This window comes from Bacillus sp. FSL K6-3459 (genome assembly GCF_038003305.1).
In the GTDB taxonomy this organism is placed as follows: Bacteria; Bacillota; Bacilli; order Bacillales; family Bacillaceae; genus Bacillus; species Bacillus pumilus_O.
On the sequence record NZ_JBBOOW010000001.1, the window covers coordinates 1,260,751 to 1,278,513 of the forward strand.

Here is a 17,763-nt window from a genome sequence, read left to right on the forward strand (position 1 = left end):
ATACAATGAATGAAGTTTTTGAAAAAGCCAAAAAAGCAAGTGTTGCCAAAGATCAGCTGCTCCTAAAAACGACGGAGCAAAAAAATACGGCTTTACATGCCATCGCAACTGCACTTAAAGCATCTTTCGCTTATTTACTCGAGGAGAATAAAAAGGATGTGCAAGCTGCCGAGGAAAAGCAGTACACGCCTTCTGTCATTGACCGGATTACACTCACAGAAGAGAGAATTGAAGCCATCGCAGACGCGACCCTTCAACTGATTCACCTAAAAGACCCAATTGGTGAAACATTAGAAACCATTCATAAAGAAAACGGTCTGTACATCGAAAAAGTACGTGTGCCTCTTGGAACGGTTGGAATGATTTATGAAGCAAGACCAAACGTGACAGTAGATGCTGCCACCCTTTGTTTGAAAACTGGGAATGCTGTTATTCTTCGCGGGAGCTCCTCTGCCATTCATAGTAATAAAGCGATTGTGAAGGTGATCCATGAAGCGCTTCACACAACAGATATTCCAGTAGACAGTGTGCAATTAATTGAAGATACAGGTCGTGAAACGGCGAAAACGCTGTTCACTTTAAATGAATATCTGGATGTCCTTATTCCGCGCGGCGGGAAAAATTTAATTGACCTTGTCGTGAGAGAGTCTACCGTGCCAGTCCTTGAGACAGGTGCAGGGAACTGTCATATCTACATTGATGAAACAGCGAAAAGCGAAATGGCTGAGCAGATTGTGCTGAATGCTAAAACCCAAAGGCCATCTGTTTGCAACGCAATCGAGAGCATTGTCATTCATGAAACATGGGCAAAAACATATGGCGATTCGTTATTTGAAGCCCTTCATGCAAATGGGGTAGAGATACGGGGCGATGAAGCTGTATGTGCCCTTGCGCCTAGTGCTTCTTTAGCGACGACAGAGGACTATGAAACAGAGTTTTTAGCGCCGATTGTCAGTATTAAAATCGTCGATAACATAGAAGAAGCGATTCAGCATATACAAATGTATAGCTCCAAGCACTCAGAAGCGATCATTACGGAAAATGATCAAAACGCGTCACTTTTCTTAACTGCTGTCGATGCGGCTGCTGTCTATCATAATGCCTCTACTCGGTTCACAGATGGCTTTGAATTTGGTTACGGAGCAGAAATAGGGATTAGCACACAAAAACTGCACGCAAGAGGACCTATGGGTCTGCCTGCTTTAACCTCTGAAAAATTTGTCATTCGTGGTCAAGGACAAATAAGAGAATAACGAATCTAAAAGAGAGTCTTGTGACAATAGGCTCTCTTTTTCCTTTCATTTTTGTATTTCTCCGGTCAAGTATGATAAAATATGGTAATGTTTTATATTTTGAGAAGATTGGAGAAGGCAACATATGGCGAAAATCATTCCCTCTTCGGATATTGGAGTGAAAATCAACAAGTGGTATGAATTAATCCGTAGATTTGATTCAGAACAAGCAGAACAATTAAAGCAGGAAATTCGCACCTCTCTTGATTCAATGGAAGAAGATCAGAATTTGCTTCTCTATTTTTCTTTAATGGAATTCAGACATGAGGTCATGCTCGATTATTTAAAGCCATTAAAGGAAGGAAAGCTTCGCGCCAACTTTTCCGAGCTTTCGAAAGAAATAGATGAGCATCAAACACATGTCACAGGCATGCTTGAATACTACTATCATTTTTTCACAGGCATGTATGAATTTGGCCGTAGGCAGTACATTGCTGCTATTTCGTCTTATCAAAAGGCAGAGCACAAGCTTTCTTTTGTGTCAGATGATATTGAACGTGCGGAATTTCATTTTAAAATGTCAGAAATATATTATCACATGAAACAAACACATATCTCGATGCATCATGCCAAGCTGGCGCTGGAAGTCTATATTCAGCATGAGCTATATGCGCTTCGCACGATTCAATGCGAATTTATTGTGGCTGGTAATTATGATGATATGAGAAGACATGAAAAGGCATTACCACATCTAGAGAGAGCGCTTGCGAGATCAAGAGACTTTCAAAATGTGCGTTTTATTGCTTCCTCTTTGTTTAATATGGGCAATAGTTATTACCGAATGGGAGATCTTGACCGCGCACTCGAACTAATGAAAGAATCCATCTCGTTATTTGACCAAAATCAATCCGATCACCTTCGTCGATCCATAGACCCTCTTTATACAGCCGCTCAGATATTATACAAACAAGGTAAACACGAAGAAGCCTTACACTACAGAGAAGAATGTATGAAGCGAGCAGAAGCACTTCAGGATGACATTCATATTCAAAAGACGATATTTTTAGAAGCATTGTATTTAAAGCAAGATGCGGAGCATATTAAACGAATTTTTCATTTTTTAGAGTCTGCCTATGCATATCCAGATATAGAGGAGCTAGCATTAGACACCGCAAAGTATTATAATGATATGGAAGATTATGAGAAATCTTCCATGTTCTATGGAGAAGCGGAACATGCTCGAATCTATATTCAGAGAGGGGATTGTTTATATGAATTTTAAAAAATGGGCAGTCGTCTGTACAAGCATCACCATCCTAGTGTTATGGCTGACAGCAGCAAATGCCGACCCAGATAACAGAAACCATACGCTACAACAACCAAATGCGCAGCATGACATCATCTAAAAGCCCTTATTAAAGGGCTTTTTAGGTTGTTGACAAAGGGCTAAAATGATCTTTATTTTAGCCCTTTGTCTTCTTTTCAGCGTGATAGAAAACCTTTGAAGTCTAGGAAGGACGAGCATCGGAGCGGAGCGAATTTGACATTCGTGAGCACCGGACTGACAACGAATGCGAGGGTTTGTCTACACGCTGAACGCCCTTATTAAAGGGCTTTTTTACTGTCTACATAAAAGAGAGGCGAGAAGGAAATCTTAAAAAAGAGTGTGTATTCGTTGACTCTTAATTTTAAATTGTGTACAATTAAATTGTAGAAAATATTAATGGAGAGAAAGAGGGTTATATACATGTCAGAAGTTTTATTTACTGCAACGGTATCAGCTGTCGGAGGAAGAGAAGGAAAGGTTGTTTCAAATGATGGAGTGCTTGAGCATGATGTAGCAATGCCTGGAACACCAAGAGCGAAAAAAATAGAAAAAGCAACAAACCCAGAGCAATTATTTGCAGCAGGCTACTCTGCATGTTTTGATTCAGCCCTTCAAATGGTCGCAAGACAAGAGCGTATCCGTTTTGAAAGTGAAGTAACAGCACATGTGAGCTTAGTCAAAGACAGTTCAGATGGCGGCTTCAAATTAGGCGTTAAGTTAGAAGTAAAAGGAACTGGAATCGAGCAATCTGCATTAGATGAGCTTGTTCATAAAGCACACGGCGTCTGCCCATATTCAAAAGCAACTCAAGGAAATATCGAAGTAGAATTAGTAGCTGTCGCACAATAATTGATATCATAAAAGGCTGAGGGAATATTCCCTCAGCCTTTTGATTGTGTTAATTTTTGCAAAAGCTCATGCAAAGACGCGCGCAACGTTTTTAACTCTTCGTCCGATCTGCCTGTCCCAGAAAGCATCTGAAATGGAATGGCAGTAGCCTTCTCTTTTAGTTGCTCGCCATATTCTGTTAAACGAATGTGCACAGAACGTTCATCCTCTTTCGAGCGCTCGCGGATGATGAGACCGTTTTGCTCCATCCGTTTCAGCATAGGTGTGAGTGTACCGGAGTCTAAATATAAAAGCTCTCCCATCGTTTTCACATTTAATGTCCCATGCTCCCACAATAAAAGCAGTGCCAAATATTGCGGATACGTAATGTCTAACTCTTCTAATAACGGTTTATACTGCTTCGTCATCTCTCTTGAACTTGCATATAACAAGAAACAAAGCTGATTTTCCAGCTTCATATGCTCGAATTCATTTGTCATGTCAGTCACCAACTATTTTTTGTCATACTTATTATTGTATAAGATTTTCTTCTTTTTTAAAATAAATACAGCCCAAAAACGAAAAAAATCTTGAATGTGCGATAAATGTTTGAGAAATGGATAGAACGTGAAAGAAATAAATAGATAAAGGAGGAGATGAAGATGAAACCGTTATTCACAGCAAAAGTAAAGGCACAACACGGAAGAGCTGGACATGTACGTTCAGAAGATGGTGTGCTCGATCATAATATTGTCATGCCTAATGCAAAGAAAGATGGAGAAACTGGTACGAATCCAGAGCAATTATTTGCAGCGGGCTATGCAGCTTGTTTCGGAGGGGCACTTGAGCAAGTAGCGAAAAAGCAAGGGATCGACATTGAATCAGAAGTTGAGGGACATGTCAGTCTTTTAAAAGATGAAAGTGATGGCGGATTTAAGCTTGGTGTCAAGCTAATTGTGTCTGCAAAAGGACTTGACCATGACAAAGCGAAAGAGCTAGCCCATGCTGCGCATGAATTCTGTCCATATTCAAAAGCAACAAGAGGAAATATCGAAGTAGAGCTTGAAGTGGCTGAATAAAAAAATTCACTATCATGATGAAAAAAGAAACACCTGCTCATGAGCAGGTGTCTTTTTTTAATATTCTTTCTTTTGTTCGTATGTTTCCCATGCTTCAAATGGTGCAAGGGTTTTTTGAAGTGTCAGCTGATAAAATGGAATATTTCTTGATTCGTAATCTTTATTGATTTCTTCATAAATAAACGAGTCATCAAAACCAGAAACTGCTGCATCCTGATGTCCAGCAGCAAAATAGACCGCTTTTGGTCTAGCCCAGTAAATAGCGCCAAGGCACATCGGACAAGGCTCACAGCTTGTATATAAAATACAATCTTCTAATTGGTATGTATTCAGCGTCTGGCACGCCTTTCGAATGGCTGTGACTTCAGCATGTGCGGTTGGATCATTCGTTGTTGTCACATTGTTGCTTCCCTCGGCAATAATCTGTCCATCCTTGACAATGACTGCTCCAAAAGGGCCGCCAGTACCACTATTGACTCCTTCTACAGCAAGATCAATTGCGCGTTGTAAAAAATCTTCGTGATTCATTGTCTTCCTCCCTTTGTTCGACTGACTTCTCTAGTATAAACGAATCATGCTAGAAAAGGAAACCTTCTAGTAGATGGTCAATCAGGACAATTTACGCATAAAAATCCCCTGCCATGATAGCAGGGGAGAGGAAATCAATTATGCATGCTGTGCTAGCTTTTTACGAGCGACTTCAGCCGCCGTCACCATGTTTTTCAATGCAGCAATGGTTTCAGGCTCTTGTCTCGTTTTTAGTCCACAGTCAGGATTCACCCAGAAGCGATCTGTTGGGCAGACGTTCAGTGCATCATCAATGATTTGACTCATTTCTTCGACAGATGGAACGCGTGGGCTATGGATGTCATATACACCAAGCCCGAGTCCTTTCAAATACGGATGTTTCTCTAAATAATCGAGGAATCCGCCATGACTGCGTGAATGTTCAATTGTGATCACGTCGGCATCAAGGTCTTCGATCGTGTCGACAATATCCTCGAAGTTACTGTAGCACATATGTGTATGAATTTGCGTTTCATTTTGAACAGATGATGTTGATAGTCGGAACGACTCTGCTGCCCAGTTTAAATAATCTGCCCAATCACTTTCTTTGAGCGGAAGACCTTCTCTAAGTGCAGGTTCATCCACTTGAATGACTTGAATCCCTGCTTCTTCTAACGCTTCTACCTCTTTACGTAATGCAAAAGCGATTTGGAAGGCAATGTCTTTTCGGGAGATATCTGTTCTTGGGAAAGACCAGTTTAAAATGGTGACAGGACCTGTCAGCATTCCTTTGACTTTTTTCTCCGTTAAGCTTTGTGCGTATACCGTCTCTTTCACGGTCATTGGTGCTGTAAATTCGACATCTCCATAAATAATTGGCGGCTTCACGCAGCGTGATCCGTAGGATTGTACCCAAGCAAATTTCGTAAAGGCAAACCCGGCTAGCTTTTCACCAAAGTATTCAACCATGTCTGTACGTTCAAATTCTCCATGTACGAGAACATCCAGACCGATTTCTTCCTGAATATCAATCCATCTTTTTGTTTCTTTCTTAATAAATTCATCATATTCTGCATCTGTCCATTCATTTTTACGCCATTTTTGACGAGCGCTGCGAACTTCAGCAGACTGCGGGAAGCTGCCAATGGTTGTTGTTGGCAAGAGCGGTAGTTCAAGAGATTCGTTTTGGATACGAAGGCGCTCTTCAAAGGCAACAGGACGCTTAAAGTCTTTCGATGAAAGATTGTTTCGTTCTGCTGTGAAATCCGCATTGGTTCCTTTTGCAAATTCTTTTAAAGTAAGAAGTGCTTGCTTGGCTTCATTGATGGCGGCTTCAATCGCTGCGGCACCTTTTGTTAAGCCTTCTTTTAGTGTTGTTAATTCAGCCAGCTTTTCAGTGGCATAAGACAGTCCGTTTAATAGTTTTTCTTCAAGCTGTTCGCTTGGGTGTTTTGCAACGGGTACATGAAGTAAGCTGCTTGAAGGCTGTAGCCACACTTCCTTCGGCTGAGCGCCGGCAATGACCTCAGAAACGAACGACAATCTTTCGCCAAGATCTGATCTCCAAATATTTCTTCCATCAATGACGCCTGCTGCTAAAATTTTGTCTTTCGGGAAGCCGTGTTTTTTCACTTGATCAAGATTGCGTCCTTGATCATGGACAAAATCAAGACCGATAGCTTCAACAGGGTATGTGACAAGCTCTTCATACGCATCTACTGAATCAAAGTATGTTTGAAGAAGAATATTTAAGGCAGGTACGGCTTCTGTGATCGTTTGATAGATTTCTTTGACGGCTTTTACGTCTTCATATGAAGCTGTGACAAGTGCTGGCTCATCAATTTGTACCCATTTGACGCCGGCTTCTTCAAGTTCTTTTAAAAGCTGTGTATAAAGAGGGATGAGGCGCTGCTGAATCTCTTTTACTTCAGTTGGTTCATAGCCTTTAGAAAGTGAGACGAATGTATAAAGACCAAGTACAACAGGCTTTGTTTCAACACCAAACGCCTTTTTCACCTTTTCGTAAGCTTCAAGCGGTTTGTTATGTGTGAGTTTGAACTCGGTGCTTTTTTCGTATTCTGGAACGATGTAGTGATAGTTTGTATTAAACCATTTTGTCATTTCACTTGAGACAGCATCTTTTGTTCCTCTTGCCATCGCAAAGTATGTATCTAGCGGGTCTTTTAAGCTGCGGAAGCGCTCTGGAATCCAATTGAACATAACAGCAGTATCGAGCACGTGATCGTAGAAGGTAAAGTCTCCAGAAGGAACAACATCAATTTGTTGATCAATTTGTGTTTTAATGGCAGTTAAAAATTGTTCATCAAGTGTGCTTAAGAGGGTTTCACGGTCCGTTTGACCTTTCCAATAAGACTCAAGTGCTTTTTTCCATTCTCTGTTTAAACCAATTCGCGGAAAACCTAGATTACTTGTTTTAACAATTGTCAATTCCAATTCCTCCTCTAAATATAAAAAGACATTTACACTCATGGTGAAGATTGATGAGGGCAAATGTCTGGTTTAAAAAGACAAAATGTGTGTGCGAAATAAGGCGTGAGCAGAACTGACGCTTTTTTCCGACATCTCCTATCAACCGTAGGGGGTTTGATGTGATAGAGCGGCTGGTATCCTGGCTGGTGAATCTGCAAGCTTTTCATCCTTCCCGTCCTGATGACAGTGGATTTATAAGAAAAGCTCTCCTCACTCACAGTGGCGGGACCGCGCCGGATTTTCACCGGTCTTCCCAATTAAAATTCGACGTGTGATCGAATTACCGACTCTCAAACTATGAATTTATTGTGTTCGATTATATAACGTCCACTTCATTTCGTCAAAGTAAATTTTGAATAATTTTAATTAAAAAAATCCTGAGAAAATTCAATCTATTCTCAGGACCTCTATTCATGTTATAGAGATAAAAGATCTGCCTCCAATGTCTTTTCTAAAAGCACATCAGGCGCAGTTAAATATAAAAATCCATTCCCTACGAGGGCTTTTGACTGCTTCAGTGGTAGGGTTCTTCTGACAAGCTGAGCATAGACCTCAGGCTCTGACAGCTTGCGCTGGAACGCTTCTTCCTCGGCATTTTTAATAATGGCTAGTGCACCGCTTACGTGAGGGGCGGCCATTGAAGTGCCTGTCAGTCTGCCGTATTTATGGTTAGGGAGAGTGGATAAAATGTCTTCTCCTGGAGCGACGAGGTCGATTTCTTTATTGGCGTTGGAGAATTCAGAGGATTCTCTTGCAAGGGAGACAGAGCCGACGGCAATGACTTCATTGTATGCTGCTGGATAGGAGAACTCTTCCGTACGTTCGTCTCCGTCCCCTTCATTCCCTGCTGCGCACACAACTAGTACACCGCTTTTCACCGCGTTTTGAATGGCTTCCTGTAAGGCGGGCTCATTGCTTGGACCACCGAGAGACATAGAAATAATATCCACCTTCTGCTCAGCGGCATAGTTGATGCCATTAATGATCCATTCGTATTTCCCGCTACCATTTTCACCGCCAAGAACTTTCACGATCAGCAGCTTTGCTTCTGGAGCAACCCCTAAAATTCCACCATTTTGATCCGTTGCAGCAATCGTTCCCGCTACATGGGTACCATGCCCGTTGTAGTCTTTCACATTTTCAGCATCTCCGTTGTCATCATCGGTAAAGTTTTTACCTCCGATAATCTGATCTTTTAAGTCGGGATGCTCCGTGTCGCAACCTGTATCAAGGACAGCAATGGTTATGCCTTTTCCTTTGAAGCCACTTGACCAAAGTTCGGGTGCTTTAATCTCCTGAATACTTTCCGGCGTCTCTTTCGCTTCCATCACATTGGCTTTTACTTCATACGGAATTAAGCGAATTTCACCTTTCATAAGAAAGCCCTCCTTATTTTGTTTTCAAAGTAGATTCAGGCTGCGTAATGTTATTGTATAAAAGAAACTTTTGATCGGAAAGGGTCAATTGTAATAATTTTTCAAATAATCAATCTATTATCAAAAATGCAGTTCTCCTCACATCTTGACGAAAGAACTCAGCTTTTGAGGAAAACTCTTGATATCATATGAAAAAAGAGGAAATGCTGCATAGTGAGCTTGCACCTGTTCAGAGGAAAATGGGTGAAAAGGACTAAAAGAGACAAACTAAAAAACAATGAAATCAAGCAATAAATGCGATATGAAAAGGATGTGTAATGTTTTTGTTCAAAAATAAATGTTTCCTTCATAAAAAATAGACGCGAAGATTGTGACTGTTCCAAATGCAAAAGGCAACATATAATAATGAAAAGACAAGCTTGCCTTTTAGATAGGAGAGATAGAGATGAACAAAGGGAAGATACTCGTAGTCGAAGATGAAAAGAAAATTGCAAGGGTGCTGTCACTAGAGCTTGAGTATGAAGGGTATGAGGTGACGGCCAAAGAGACAGGAATAGATGGACTTCAGGCTCTTGAAGAAGAAAGCTTCGATTTGGTGCTGCTTGACGTCATGCTGCCAGAATTAAGTGGTCTTGAAGTGCTGAGAAGAGTCCGAAAGACAAATACAGCGACACCTATTATATTGATTACAGCAAGAGATAGTGTGCCTGATAAGGTAAGCGGGCTTGATCTTGGAGCTAATGATTATATTACGAAGCCTTTTGACATAGAAGAATTATTAGCGCGAATTCGTGCGCAACTCAGATTGAATATAAACGAGCAAGAAGAGAAGGAGGCAGAGCTGAGCATAGCAGATTTGACTGTCAACGAGAAAACAAGAGACATACAAAGGGCTGACCAAATGCTTGAACTCACGCCGAGAGAATATGACTTACTTGTCCACCTGCTGAAGCATCAGCAGCAAGTGCTCACAAGAGATCAGCTTTTAACAGCCGTTTGGGGTTTTGATTATTTTGGTGATACGAACGTGGTGGATGTCTATATTCGTTATTTAAGGAAAAAAATCGATTACCCATTCGAAAAACAGCTGATTCACACAGTGAGAGGTGTGGGTTATGTGATGAAAGGATAAAGCATGAGATTAAAAAATAAGATCCAGCTTTATACGTCGTTGTCTTTGTTTTTAATGGTGCTCTTATTCCATACAGCCATTTATTTTATTTTTTCAATCACCTTGACGCAAAAAGATATGTCCCGGCTGTCTGAGGTGGCTGAAAATATCGCCATTGCTTTAAAAAAATCAGAAGAAGAAGGTCTTCCATCCTCAGAGTTGCTGAAAGCCTACCTGCCTCAAAATGGCATGATCCGTGTCGTGACAGAAACGGATGAATCAAAGCTGACTGTCACAAAGGAGTCAACGTTTAGTTCACTGCCTTTTACATATGAATCTGGGCAGACAGCAGAAATCAAAGAATACAACAAGCATATGGTTGCGTTCGCTGCAATTCCGGTTATTTGGACAAATGGTGAGATTGTGTCGCTCCAAGTATATGAAGAAATCGAGAATACGGAAGAGAACTTAGCGTTATTAAAAATGATATTAGTTGCTGCAGGCGTTTTAATTATTGTGCTTTCTTATTTTGCAGGCCACATTTTAACAAAACAAATCGTCCGGCCGATTAGTCGAATGACGAGTACCATGAAGGCGAGTATGAAGGAGAAGGCGTTTAAACGAATCGAATTATCAGGCGATTCTAAGGATGAATTGTATCAAATGGGCCAAACCTTTAATGAAATGTCAGAAATTCTTGAGAAGCATTATGAAAAAGAGCAGCAATTTCTGCATGATGCCTCTCACGAGTTAAAGACGCCGATTACGGTCATTATGAGCTACAGTCATTTACTCAAGCGCTGGGGGCAAACACGCCCAGAGGTTGTAGAAGAATCCTCCCAAGCGATACATGATGAAGCGAAAAAAATGAAAAGACTGACAGATCAATTGCTGACACTGGCGAAAAATGGTCAGCCGCTCTATGTGGATATGAAGCCCGTTGATCTTGGTCATTTGTGCAAGCAGCTTTGCCATACACTTGAAGTAGCCACCAATCGAACGATTCAATCTCGTGTGCAAACAGATCAGCCGCTTATTGCGGAAGGAGAAGAAGAGAAAATCAAACAGCTTTTGACCATTTTGATTGATAATGCGGTCAAATATAGTACAGAGCCAGTTGATGTGACCTGCGGATGGAGAGGAGAGAAGCCGTTTATTTCAGTCGTTGACCATGGGATTGGCATAAAAGAAGAGGATCTCCCAAAAATCTTTGACCGCTTTTTCCGTGTGGATGAAGCGAGAAACAGTGAGACCGGCGGAACGGGTCTTGGTCTTTCAATTGCGAAGCAAATTGTAGAAGAGCATGGAGCTGAGCTGATGGTAGACAGCCGAATCGGCGAAGGGACAACCATGACCATTGTTTTCCCGAAATAAATGGGTCTTTTCTCATCAAATTCTCATTTCCTCCTTATAAAATAGGAAATAGGAAGGAGGCGCTGCATGTCTAGAAAAATGAAAATGATGCTTGCGCTCGCAGGATGTCTCGTCGTTCTTGCGGCCTTTGTAATGCTCATGATTCAAACCATTGATCAAAAAATATTAAGTGAAGCAGAAATCAAAAAAATGATTGCAAAAGACTACAATGGAAACATTACACAAATTGATTTAATTAATCATAAACAGGACTATACATTGACGCTGGAAAATGCAAATGGCATTTATCAAATCATTGCATCTTCCGCAAGCGGTCAAATGAAAGAGATTAGACAAATAAAGAGCTATCAAAAACCAAATGAAAAAAATGCTGAGCTTCAGGCAGAAGAAGCGGCTGTTAAAAAGGTGAGCGGTACGGTCATTCAAAAGAAAGAAAAGTCCGATCGTTTTACCTTTACGATCCAAGCAAAAAAAGAATTATATCAAGTCGATGTCGATAAGCAAACGTTTAAGGTGCTTGAAGCAGAAAAGAAAAACCCGTCCTCTAAAGAAAAGAAAATGACAAAAATCACGGTCGAAGAAGCCATCCGAATTGCAGTAAAAGAAGTTGGAGGAACAGTGGATGATGCCGATCTTGAAACATTTAGCGGTATGCTCGTATTTGAGGTGGAGCTGGATTTGCCTGACGGGCGAGAGGCAGAGGTGCTTGTGAACGCTTATACAGGAGATATAGAAGGAATTACGTACGAAAACTAATCCTTTTCTCATGATTTTCTCATGTTTCTTTCCTTCCTTTATCATCTTGTTTCTTTAAGATAAAGGAGAAATCAAATAGAGGAGGACATGAACATGATGAAAAAAGTACTAGTAGCTACAGCATTAACAGGAACTCTTGTCGCAGGTGGTTTCACACTTCAAGCGCAAAATACAAATCAAACAGCACACGCGGAACAAGTGGTGCAAAAGAAATCTTCGTTTGTCTCAAAGAAACAAGCAGAAAAAGCAGCCCTAAAAGTGGTGAAAGGGTATGTGGATGATGTGGATCTTGAGCGTAAAAAAGGAAAATGGGTGTATGAGGTCGAGATTAAAAAAGGCGGCTTTGAATATAAAGTATATGTCGATGCTAAAACAGGAAAAGCGTTGAATGATCCAGTCAAAGAAAAGAAACAAAATGTGAAAATCACTAAAAAGCAAGCTGAACAAATTGCCCTTGCAAAAGTAAAAGGAACAGTCACAGATTCTGATTTAGATAAAGAAAATGGTGTGTACTTATATGAAGTCGAAATCACCACACCAAACGGCGAGGAAGTTGATTTTGAGATTTCCGCTAAAACAGGCAAAATCCTAAAGCAAGAATGGGATGATTAAGCCACAACGAAACCTTACACTTTCATGTGTAAGGTTTTTTCATTGGGACAAACTACGGGAAAGGAGGCGAGAGAATATGAAGAAAAAAGAAGAAGAACAAACAATGGACCATGCGGAATATGTTCCGCACCCTGACGGAGAAGGATATGCTTTGTTTTTGCATGATTCCTTTCATCTCCTCTCCCAAGAGGATATGAATCAGCCGGAAGAGGAATAAAAGACATGAAAGGGCGATGGTCTACTTTGTCTATCGCTCTTTTTTTGAAAAGTAAGCGAATACATAAGGAAACTTGGCAACTTGCTTATTGACATCACTGCGCTTTTTCTGTAATCTCAGTGTGTCAACAATATGAGACTTCGTTAGGTGAGGCTCCTGTATGGAGATACGCTGCTGCCCAAAAATGTCCAAAGACGCCAATGGGTCAACAGAAATCATCGACATAAGGTGATTTTTAATGCAGCTGGATTTTTCCTATGCCATACAGTGCTAAAGCTCTACGATTGAAGGAGCAAGTGTTTATTTGTCATGCTTACAAAGCGCCTTCATTCGGTTGAAGGTGTTTTTTTATGGGAAAAGGAGGTGTGGGGATGGATCATCCCGATTCGAGACACATAGAGAATATGTCAAAAGATCAGATTGAGACATCAGATAGAGGAGATCCGGACCCCCGCACATTCTAAGGGATTCGGGTATCTCCTGACTTTGGGGAGGTAACAACGATGATACAAAATATTACGTATGATGAACTCATTTTACGCATCATTATTTTACTAAGAGATGGAAAACGAAAAGAATTTAAAAACATCATGGAAGAACTTCAGCCATATGATATGGCCTACTTATTTAAAGAGCTTCCAGAGAAACACCGTAGCCGCTTCCTCAGCTTTTTACCAGTCGATGACGTGACAGAAATGATGGGTGAGCTGGAGCGGGAATATCAAGAAATCGTCCTTGAAAAAGTAGGGAAAGACAAAGCGACCTTTGTCACAAACAAAATGGATAACGATGATCTAGCCAACTTGTTTGATGAGATGGAGGATGAGCTAAAGGATCAGCTTTTATCTAACATGGAAGCAGAGGAATCCAAGGCCGTCCAGCTTCTTATGAATTACCCTGCTGAGACTGCGGGACGGATCATGACCAACCGTTTTGTTTGGATTCCTCAGCATTTTACAGTGCGGGATGCAGTCGTGAAGCTGAAAAGCTTTGCTGAAATTGCAGAATCAATCAACTATTTATATGTAATTAATGATCAAAAACAGCTCGTAGGCGTTCTCTCATATCGGGATCTCATTTTAGGTGAACCGGATGAAAAGGTACAGGATCTTATGTTTACAAGAGTCATTGCCGTTGGAGCCTTTCAAGATCAGGAGGAAATCGCAAAGCTGATTGAACGATATGATTTTCTTGCGATTCCTGTCGTGGAAGAAAACAATGTCCTAGTCGGAATTGTTACAGTCGATGATATCATTGATGTTGTGATTCAAGAGGCAGGCGAAGACTATGAAAAGTTTGCTGCCTCTGGTAAAGATATCACGTTCGACACACCGGCATTTGTGGCGGCATATCGCCGTCTTCCTTGGCTCATTTTGCTCTTGTTCATTGGACTGATTTCAGGCAGTATTTTAAATTATTTTGAGGATACCCTTCAGCAAGTTGTAGCTTTAGCGTTCTTCATGCCAATGATTGCCGGGATGACAGGGAATACAGGGACACAGTCTCTTGCTGTTGTCATTCGAGGGCTCTCAAAAGAAGAATTAACGAAAAAAACGATTATGCGCCTTATTTTTAGAGAGCTGAGAACAAGTATTTACATTGGGATTGTTTGTTCTATTATTATTACAGTCGTCGCAATGGTGTGGCAGGGCAATATGATTTTAGGTTTTGTTGTCGGTTCCTCGTTGCTTGCAACACTGATTATTGGGACAATGGCAGGTACGGTCGTGCCGATTATTTTACACAGATTAAATGTGGATCCGGCCATTGCATCTGGGCCACTGATTACAACATTGAATGATATTTTATCCTTACTGATCTATTTTGGAATTGCAACAGCATTCCTTCATACACTGATGTAGCAAGAAGACTGTAAAACATGACGTTTTACAGTCTTTTTTGAATAAAGATTGCATATAGCGCTTCCATCCTTTACATTTTAAGGAGAAGGTGGGAGAGAAAAATGAAGAAGTTTTTATTCATTTTCATGTGCATTGTTTTGCTAGGTGCATGTTCAAGGGAAGACGAGGGGAAAGACAGAAGGCTAGTGGCAGCAGAGCATATGATTGAAGCTATTACCGAAGGAAATAAACAAAAAATCGAAAACATCTATGTTGAAGGTGCTGTCCCAAGCCCAAGTGACATGCTAAAAATGAAAAAAGAATGGGGCATAGAGACGCTTTCTTCTGATGATTTTCAATTGGAAGAAGCCAGCATTCATGTCTTTCATGCGAATTATGAAGATGAGAAAACAGGGGAGAAAAAAGCACTGGCCATGCGGGTCATAGAAGATCCTGAAAAAGGCGGTGTACGGATTGACTTTGTAGGGCTCGTTGAAGGAACTGACACTTCCTCTCAATGAAAATTAAAATGATTAGGATAGAAGAGCTGAAACAACTTCGCTCTATCTATCCTCTTTTTTATTTCAAATGATCTGATCACATTTCAGTTATGCCTATGAACTCCATAAATCGTGAGAGGGCGCTGGTCATGTAAGAATCGCGGCGCCTTATAAACACAGTGGGAACAATTCTATGTGGTTCCGGTAATGGATGACAGGTAAATCTACCTTGCATCCGAGATTCAACCATAGATTTTGGTAATACGGTAACCCCTAGCCCGTTTTCAACGCATTTAAGCACGCCTTCTAAAGTACCATATTCCATCACCTTCATCGGAGCAAAACCATTGCTCTCTAACCATCGTTGCCAGCGCCCCAAATAGATGCAATGCGCAAATGACGATAGCAATGGTTCATGCAAAATTGATTCTACCCGGAATTCCTCCTGGGAGTAGCTTGTAATGAGAACAAGTGATTCTTCCAATACAGGATATTCAATAATGTCGGGATGAAGAATGGGCCCATCAACTAGTGCACCATCTACCTTGTAGTTGAGAATAGCATCAACCTGATCTACAGTAGGTGCCATATACATGCTCAATTCTACTTGTGGAAATGTCTTATGATATGCTGCGAAAATACTTGGCAATCTTGTCGAAGCAGTAGACTCTATAGATCCAATGTGCAAAGTTCCTCGCGGAGTAGAGGAAAGCTTTACGGCCTCTATCGCTTCTTCAAAATCGTAGAGTAATTTGTTTGCATATGGCAACAATTCACGCCCTGCAGGCGTTAAGGATATCTTTTTGTGATATCGATAGAAAAGAGGAACACCTAATTCTTGTTCAAGACGCTGGATTCGTGCAGTGACATTGGACTGCACATAATTTAATTTCTCAGCAGCTTTTGTAATACTTTGTTCAATAGCGACTGCTTTAAATATCTCCAAAGATGTAATATCCAAATGATTGCTCCTTTTTGCATCACAAATTGTGATGAATGATACATTATTTTTTGATTTTACGTGATCCAATAGAATAAGTAAACTTAATCATACAAGAGGTTGATGCTTATTGTGTCCCTTGGTGTCTGATGATAAGGAGGAGAATTACAAGGTAGGGAGTTTTAGGCTAGAAAAGGTAAAAAAGACGTTTCCAAGTAAATGAGGAGGGAATCTATTGATTTCAAAGGTGAATATCCAAGAGAAATTTTCGCAAATAAATGATTATTGGAATCCTAGAATAAGTGGAGAGTTAAACGACTCATACATGAAATTGGTAAAAATGAAGGGTGAATTCATTTGGCATCATCATGATGACGAGGATGAAATGTTCTTTGTATGGAAAGGCAATCTAGTCATCCGTTTTAGGGATAGAGAAATAGCGCTTCATGAAGGGGAATTTCTTGTGATTCCAAAAGGAATTGAACATCAGCCAGTTGCTGAAGAAGAAGTTCATTTGCTCTTAATTGAACCAAAGACGACGCTAAACACGGGGAATGTGGTCAATGAACGAACTGTTTCGCTTCCTGAACGAATGGATGAACGCTAGATCGCCTGCGCTTAACAATATACCTAAAGGCTAAAGGCTATTTGATATCGTGTTGTTTCTTAGAATGAAATGTTGTTGAAAGCTGCCTGTACAAAAGTAAATTTCAACTGATGTCCTTGCTTAAATAGCTTATTTCACTTAGTATGATTTGGCAGTTGCCAAGAACTTTGGTTTGATAACGGAGACAGCAAAAAAAGCTGTCTCTTTTTCATGAAGCCATGGCCAAAAATCAATTGCGAACAAAGCCTGAAAGAGTCAGTGATACTTTATTTGTTTATCGATTTTTGTAACGGAAGTGTGCGTTAATTTGACCTTCCAGCATCTTTTTCTTATATTGTCCGCTTTTTAATGCCTGTTCTTTTTTCTTCATGTCTTTCAAAATCTCCGCTGTTTGCACACCGTCTTCTCGTTTGTTGGCGATATCCATTAATCGTTCTACATCAGAAAAAGAATATTTACGCGTGCCTCTTGTAGAGCGCTGGGGGTAGATGAGTCTGCGTTCCTCATAATATCGGATTTGCCTGACAGATAGCCCTGTTAATTCACTGACAATCCCGATTGAAATGACTTTTTTATCTTTATAAGATACATCTTCCTGCGTCATATACTCACCCCTGCAAGTCTTTTCTTCATATTATACAGAATGACAACGAAAAACACCTATCATTTGTTAGAAAATATAACACAAAAACTCAAGAATGAAAAAATGATGGAAGGAAAGTTAACAATATATGTGAAGTGTTTATTGCGCATGCATATAATAATGATGAGTTGAATGACGAGGAGGAGCATATGATGGAGCAAACACAGATCATCTGTATGGCAAAAGAAATCATCGCATTAGATATAAAGAGGGATGAATTACTGGAGCGATTCATGCAGGCGGCAGGTCAAAATGCACATGCTCTTCTAAGAGCCGTACAAAATGATTTGTATAAAAGGTCTTCATAAGCACCTGGTCCATAT

20 protein-coding genes and 2 riboswitches are annotated in these 17,763 nt (G+C 40.5%); of the genes, 14 read left to right on the top strand and 6 right to left on the bottom strand.

Translation table 11 applies throughout. The features are described from left to right. Nucleotides 1-5: 5 nt before the first annotated feature. The 4 genes from MHI35_RS06210 (at nt 6) to MHI35_RS06225 (ending at nt 3,408) form a co-directional block, all read left to right on the top strand. Nucleotides 6-1,253 carry a glutamate-5-semialdehyde dehydrogenase gene (locus tag MHI35_RS06210; protein WP_335349225.1) on the top strand — a complete coding sequence of 416 codons (1,248 nt, stop codon included), beginning with the start codon at nt 6-8 and terminating at the stop codon, nt 1,251-1,253. Nucleotides 1,254-1,377: 124 nt separating this feature from the next. After that, nucleotides 1,378-2,514 carry a response regulator aspartate phosphatase gene (locus MHI35_RS06215; protein WP_211063070.1) on the top strand — a complete coding sequence of 379 codons (1,137 nt, stop codon included), beginning with the start codon at nt 1,378-1,380 and terminating at the stop codon, nt 2,512-2,514. Then, a complete protein-coding gene (locus MHI35_RS06220; protein WP_144522891.1) occupies nt 2,504-2,638 on the top strand; it encodes a phosphatase in 135 nt (44 codons plus the stop codon). Before MHI35_RS06215 ends, MHI35_RS06220 begins: the two co-directional genes overlap by 11 nt. Nucleotides 2,639-2,979: 341 nt before the next feature. Beyond that, entirely contained in the window at nt 2,980-3,408 is a 429-nt protein-coding gene (locus MHI35_RS06225) for an organic hydroperoxide resistance protein (protein WP_012009698.1), read from the top strand. Between the two features lie 32 nt (nt 3,409-3,440). Here the strand turns inward: MHI35_RS06225 and MHI35_RS06230 are convergent, their stop codons facing one another. After that, nucleotides 3,441-3,887 carry a MarR family winged helix-turn-helix transcriptional regulator gene (locus MHI35_RS06230; protein ID WP_211063069.1) on the bottom strand — a complete coding sequence of 149 codons (447 nt, stop codon included), beginning with the start codon at nt 3,885-3,887 and terminating at the stop codon, nt 3,441-3,443. Between the two features lie 162 nt (nt 3,888-4,049). Here MHI35_RS06230 and MHI35_RS06235 point away from each other — a divergent pair, with 162 nt between their 5' ends. Next, on the top strand, nt 4,050-4,466 hold the full coding sequence (locus tag MHI35_RS06235) for an organic hydroperoxide resistance protein (protein ID WP_012009700.1): 417 nt from the start codon (nt 4,050-4,052) through the stop codon (nt 4,464-4,466). Nucleotides 4,467-4,523: 57 nt separating this feature from the next. Here the strand turns inward: MHI35_RS06235 and MHI35_RS06240 are convergent, their stop codons facing one another. From MHI35_RS06240 to MHI35_RS06250, 3 genes are all read right to left on the bottom strand, one after another. Next, a complete protein-coding gene (locus MHI35_RS06240; protein WP_003212370.1) occupies nt 4,524-4,994 on the bottom strand; it encodes a nucleoside deaminase in 471 nt (156 codons plus the stop codon). Nucleotides 4,995-5,132: 138 nt separating this feature from the next. Beyond that, nucleotides 5,133-7,421 carry a 5-methyltetrahydropteroyltriglutamate--homocysteine S-methyltransferase gene (metE, locus tag MHI35_RS06245; RefSeq protein WP_224925184.1) on the bottom strand — a complete coding sequence of 763 codons (2,289 nt, stop codon included), beginning with the start codon at nt 7,419-7,421 and terminating at the stop codon, nt 5,133-5,135. 154 nt (nt 7,422-7,575) lie between these two features. Continuing rightward, a riboswitch (cobalamin riboswitch) is annotated at nt 7,576-7,767 on the bottom strand. Between the two features lie 112 nt (nt 7,768-7,879). Then, nucleotides 7,880-8,839 carry a S8 family peptidase gene (locus tag MHI35_RS06250; RefSeq protein WP_012009704.1) on the bottom strand — a complete coding sequence of 320 codons (960 nt, stop codon included), beginning with the start codon at nt 8,837-8,839 and terminating at the stop codon, nt 7,880-7,882. 445 nt (nt 8,840-9,284) lie between these two features. Here MHI35_RS06250 and MHI35_RS06255 point away from each other — a divergent pair, with 445 nt between their 5' ends. The 7 genes from MHI35_RS06255 to MHI35_RS06285 all read left to right on the top strand — a co-directional run bounded on the left by MHI35_RS06255 (nt 9,285) and on the right by MHI35_RS06285 (nt 15,271). Then, nucleotides 9,285-9,971, top strand: a complete 687-nt coding sequence (locus tag MHI35_RS06255) for a response regulator transcription factor (protein WP_144522886.1) — start codon at nt 9,285-9,287, stop codon at nt 9,969-9,971. Between the two features lie 3 nt (nt 9,972-9,974). Continuing rightward, nucleotides 9,975-11,324: a HAMP domain-containing sensor histidine kinase gene (locus MHI35_RS06260; RefSeq protein ID WP_335349226.1), complete on the top strand. Its 1,350-nt coding sequence runs from the start codon at nt 9,975-9,977 to the stop codon at nt 11,322-11,324. Between the two features lie 66 nt (nt 11,325-11,390). Further along, the gene (locus MHI35_RS06265; protein ID WP_335349227.1) at nt 11,391-12,080 is read left to right on the top strand and encodes a PepSY domain-containing protein; all 690 of its coding nucleotides are present in this window, start codon (nt 11,391-11,393) and stop codon (nt 12,078-12,080) included. Between the two features lie 93 nt (nt 12,081-12,173). Continuing rightward, a complete protein-coding gene (locus MHI35_RS06270; RefSeq protein WP_169056373.1) occupies nt 12,174-12,692 on the top strand; it encodes a PepSY domain-containing protein in 519 nt (172 codons plus the stop codon). 76 nt (nt 12,693-12,768) lie between these two features. Beyond that, nucleotides 12,769-12,909, top strand: a complete 141-nt coding sequence (locus tag MHI35_RS06275; RefSeq protein WP_003212346.1) for a hypothetical protein — start codon at nt 12,769-12,771, stop codon at nt 12,907-12,909. Nucleotides 12,910-13,041: 132 nt separating this feature from the next. Beyond that, nucleotides 13,042-13,205, top strand: a riboswitch (M-box (ykoK) riboswitch). Nucleotides 13,206-13,412: 207 nt separating this feature from the next. Further along, nucleotides 13,413-14,771, top strand: a complete 1,359-nt coding sequence (gene mgtE / locus MHI35_RS06280) for a magnesium transporter (protein ID WP_144522881.1) — start codon at nt 13,413-13,415, stop codon at nt 14,769-14,771. A gap of 101 nt (nt 14,772-14,872) precedes the next feature. Further along, nucleotides 14,873-15,271, top strand: a complete 399-nt coding sequence (locus MHI35_RS06285) for a hypothetical protein (RefSeq protein WP_144522880.1) — start codon at nt 14,873-14,875, stop codon at nt 15,269-15,271. 76 nt (nt 15,272-15,347) lie between these two features. Here MHI35_RS06285 and MHI35_RS06290 read toward each other — a convergent pair whose 3' ends face one another. Beyond that, nucleotides 15,348-16,211: a LysR family transcriptional regulator gene (locus tag MHI35_RS06290; RefSeq protein WP_224925185.1), complete on the bottom strand. Its 864-nt coding sequence runs from the start codon at nt 16,209-16,211 to the stop codon at nt 15,348-15,350. 214 nt (nt 16,212-16,425) lie between these two features. Between MHI35_RS06290 and MHI35_RS06295 the strand changes: the two genes are divergently transcribed. Further along, nucleotides 16,426-16,797 (top strand): cupin domain-containing protein, encoded by a 372-nt coding sequence (locus tag MHI35_RS06295; RefSeq protein ID WP_211063065.1) that lies wholly within the window; start codon nt 16,426-16,428, stop codon nt 16,795-16,797. A gap of 274 nt (nt 16,798-17,071) precedes the next feature. On the opposite strand, the gene MHI35_RS06300 is transcribed toward MHI35_RS06295, so the two are convergent. After that, nucleotides 17,072-17,401: a MerR family transcriptional regulator gene (locus tag MHI35_RS06300; RefSeq protein WP_012009715.1), complete on the bottom strand. Its 330-nt coding sequence runs from the start codon at nt 17,399-17,401 to the stop codon at nt 17,072-17,074. Nucleotides 17,402-17,592: 191 nt separating this feature from the next. On the opposite strand from MHI35_RS06300, the gene MHI35_RS06305 reads away from it, so the two are divergent. Beyond that, entirely contained in the window at nt 17,593-17,748 is a 156-nt protein-coding gene (locus tag MHI35_RS06305; protein ID WP_088004413.1) for a hypothetical protein, read from the top strand. Nucleotides 17,749-17,763 lie beyond the last annotated feature (15 nt).

Coding starts and splice junctions, on each gene's coding strand:
- MHI35_RS06275 (WP_003212346.1), top strand. CDS start 12,769: ATGAAGAAAAAAGAAGAAGAACAAACAATGGACCATGCGGAATATGTT.
- MHI35_RS06285 (WP_144522880.1), top strand. CDS start 14,873: ATGAAGAAGTTTTTATTCATTTTCATGTGCATTGTTTTGCTAGGTGCA.
- MHI35_RS06220 (WP_144522891.1), top strand. CDS start 2,504: ATGAATTTTAAAAAATGGGCAGTCGTCTGTACAAGCATCACCATCCTA.
- MHI35_RS06305 (WP_088004413.1), top strand. CDS start 17,593: ATGGAGCAAACACAGATCATCTGTATGGCAAAAGAAATCATCGCATTA.
- MHI35_RS06210 (WP_335349225.1), top strand. CDS start 6: ATGAATGAAGTTTTTGAAAAAGCCAAAAAAGCAAGTGTTGCCAAAGAT.
- MHI35_RS06235 (WP_012009700.1), top strand. CDS start 4,050: ATGAAACCGTTATTCACAGCAAAAGTAAAGGCACAACACGGAAGAGCT.
- MHI35_RS06215 (WP_211063070.1), top strand. CDS start 1,378: ATGGCGAAAATCATTCCCTCTTCGGATATTGGAGTGAAAATCAACAAG.
- mgtE (WP_144522881.1), top strand. CDS start 13,413: ATGATACAAAATATTACGTATGATGAACTCATTTTACGCATCATTATT.
- MHI35_RS06300 (WP_012009715.1), bottom strand. CDS start 17,401: ATGACGCAGGAAGATGTATCTTATAAAGATAAAAAAGTCATTTCAATC.
- MHI35_RS06260 (WP_335349226.1), top strand. CDS start 9,975: ATGAGATTAAAAAATAAGATCCAGCTTTATACGTCGTTGTCTTTGTTT.
- MHI35_RS06250 (WP_012009704.1), bottom strand. CDS start 8,839: ATGAAAGGTGAAATTCGCTTAATTCCGTATGAAGTAAAAGCCAATGTG.
- MHI35_RS06265 (WP_335349227.1), top strand. CDS start 11,391: ATGTCTAGAAAAATGAAAATGATGCTTGCGCTCGCAGGATGTCTCGTC.
- MHI35_RS06230 (WP_211063069.1), bottom strand. CDS start 3,887: ATGACAAATGAATTCGAGCATATGAAGCTGGAAAATCAGCTTTGTTTC.
- MHI35_RS06270 (WP_169056373.1), top strand. CDS start 12,174: ATGATGAAAAAAGTACTAGTAGCTACAGCATTAACAGGAACTCTTGTC.
- MHI35_RS06240 (WP_003212370.1), bottom strand. CDS start 4,994: ATGAATCACGAAGATTTTTTACAACGCGCAATTGATCTTGCTGTAGAA.
- MHI35_RS06255 (WP_144522886.1), top strand. CDS start 9,285: ATGAACAAAGGGAAGATACTCGTAGTCGAAGATGAAAAGAAAATTGCA.
- MHI35_RS06225 (WP_012009698.1), top strand. CDS start 2,980: ATGTCAGAAGTTTTATTTACTGCAACGGTATCAGCTGTCGGAGGAAGA.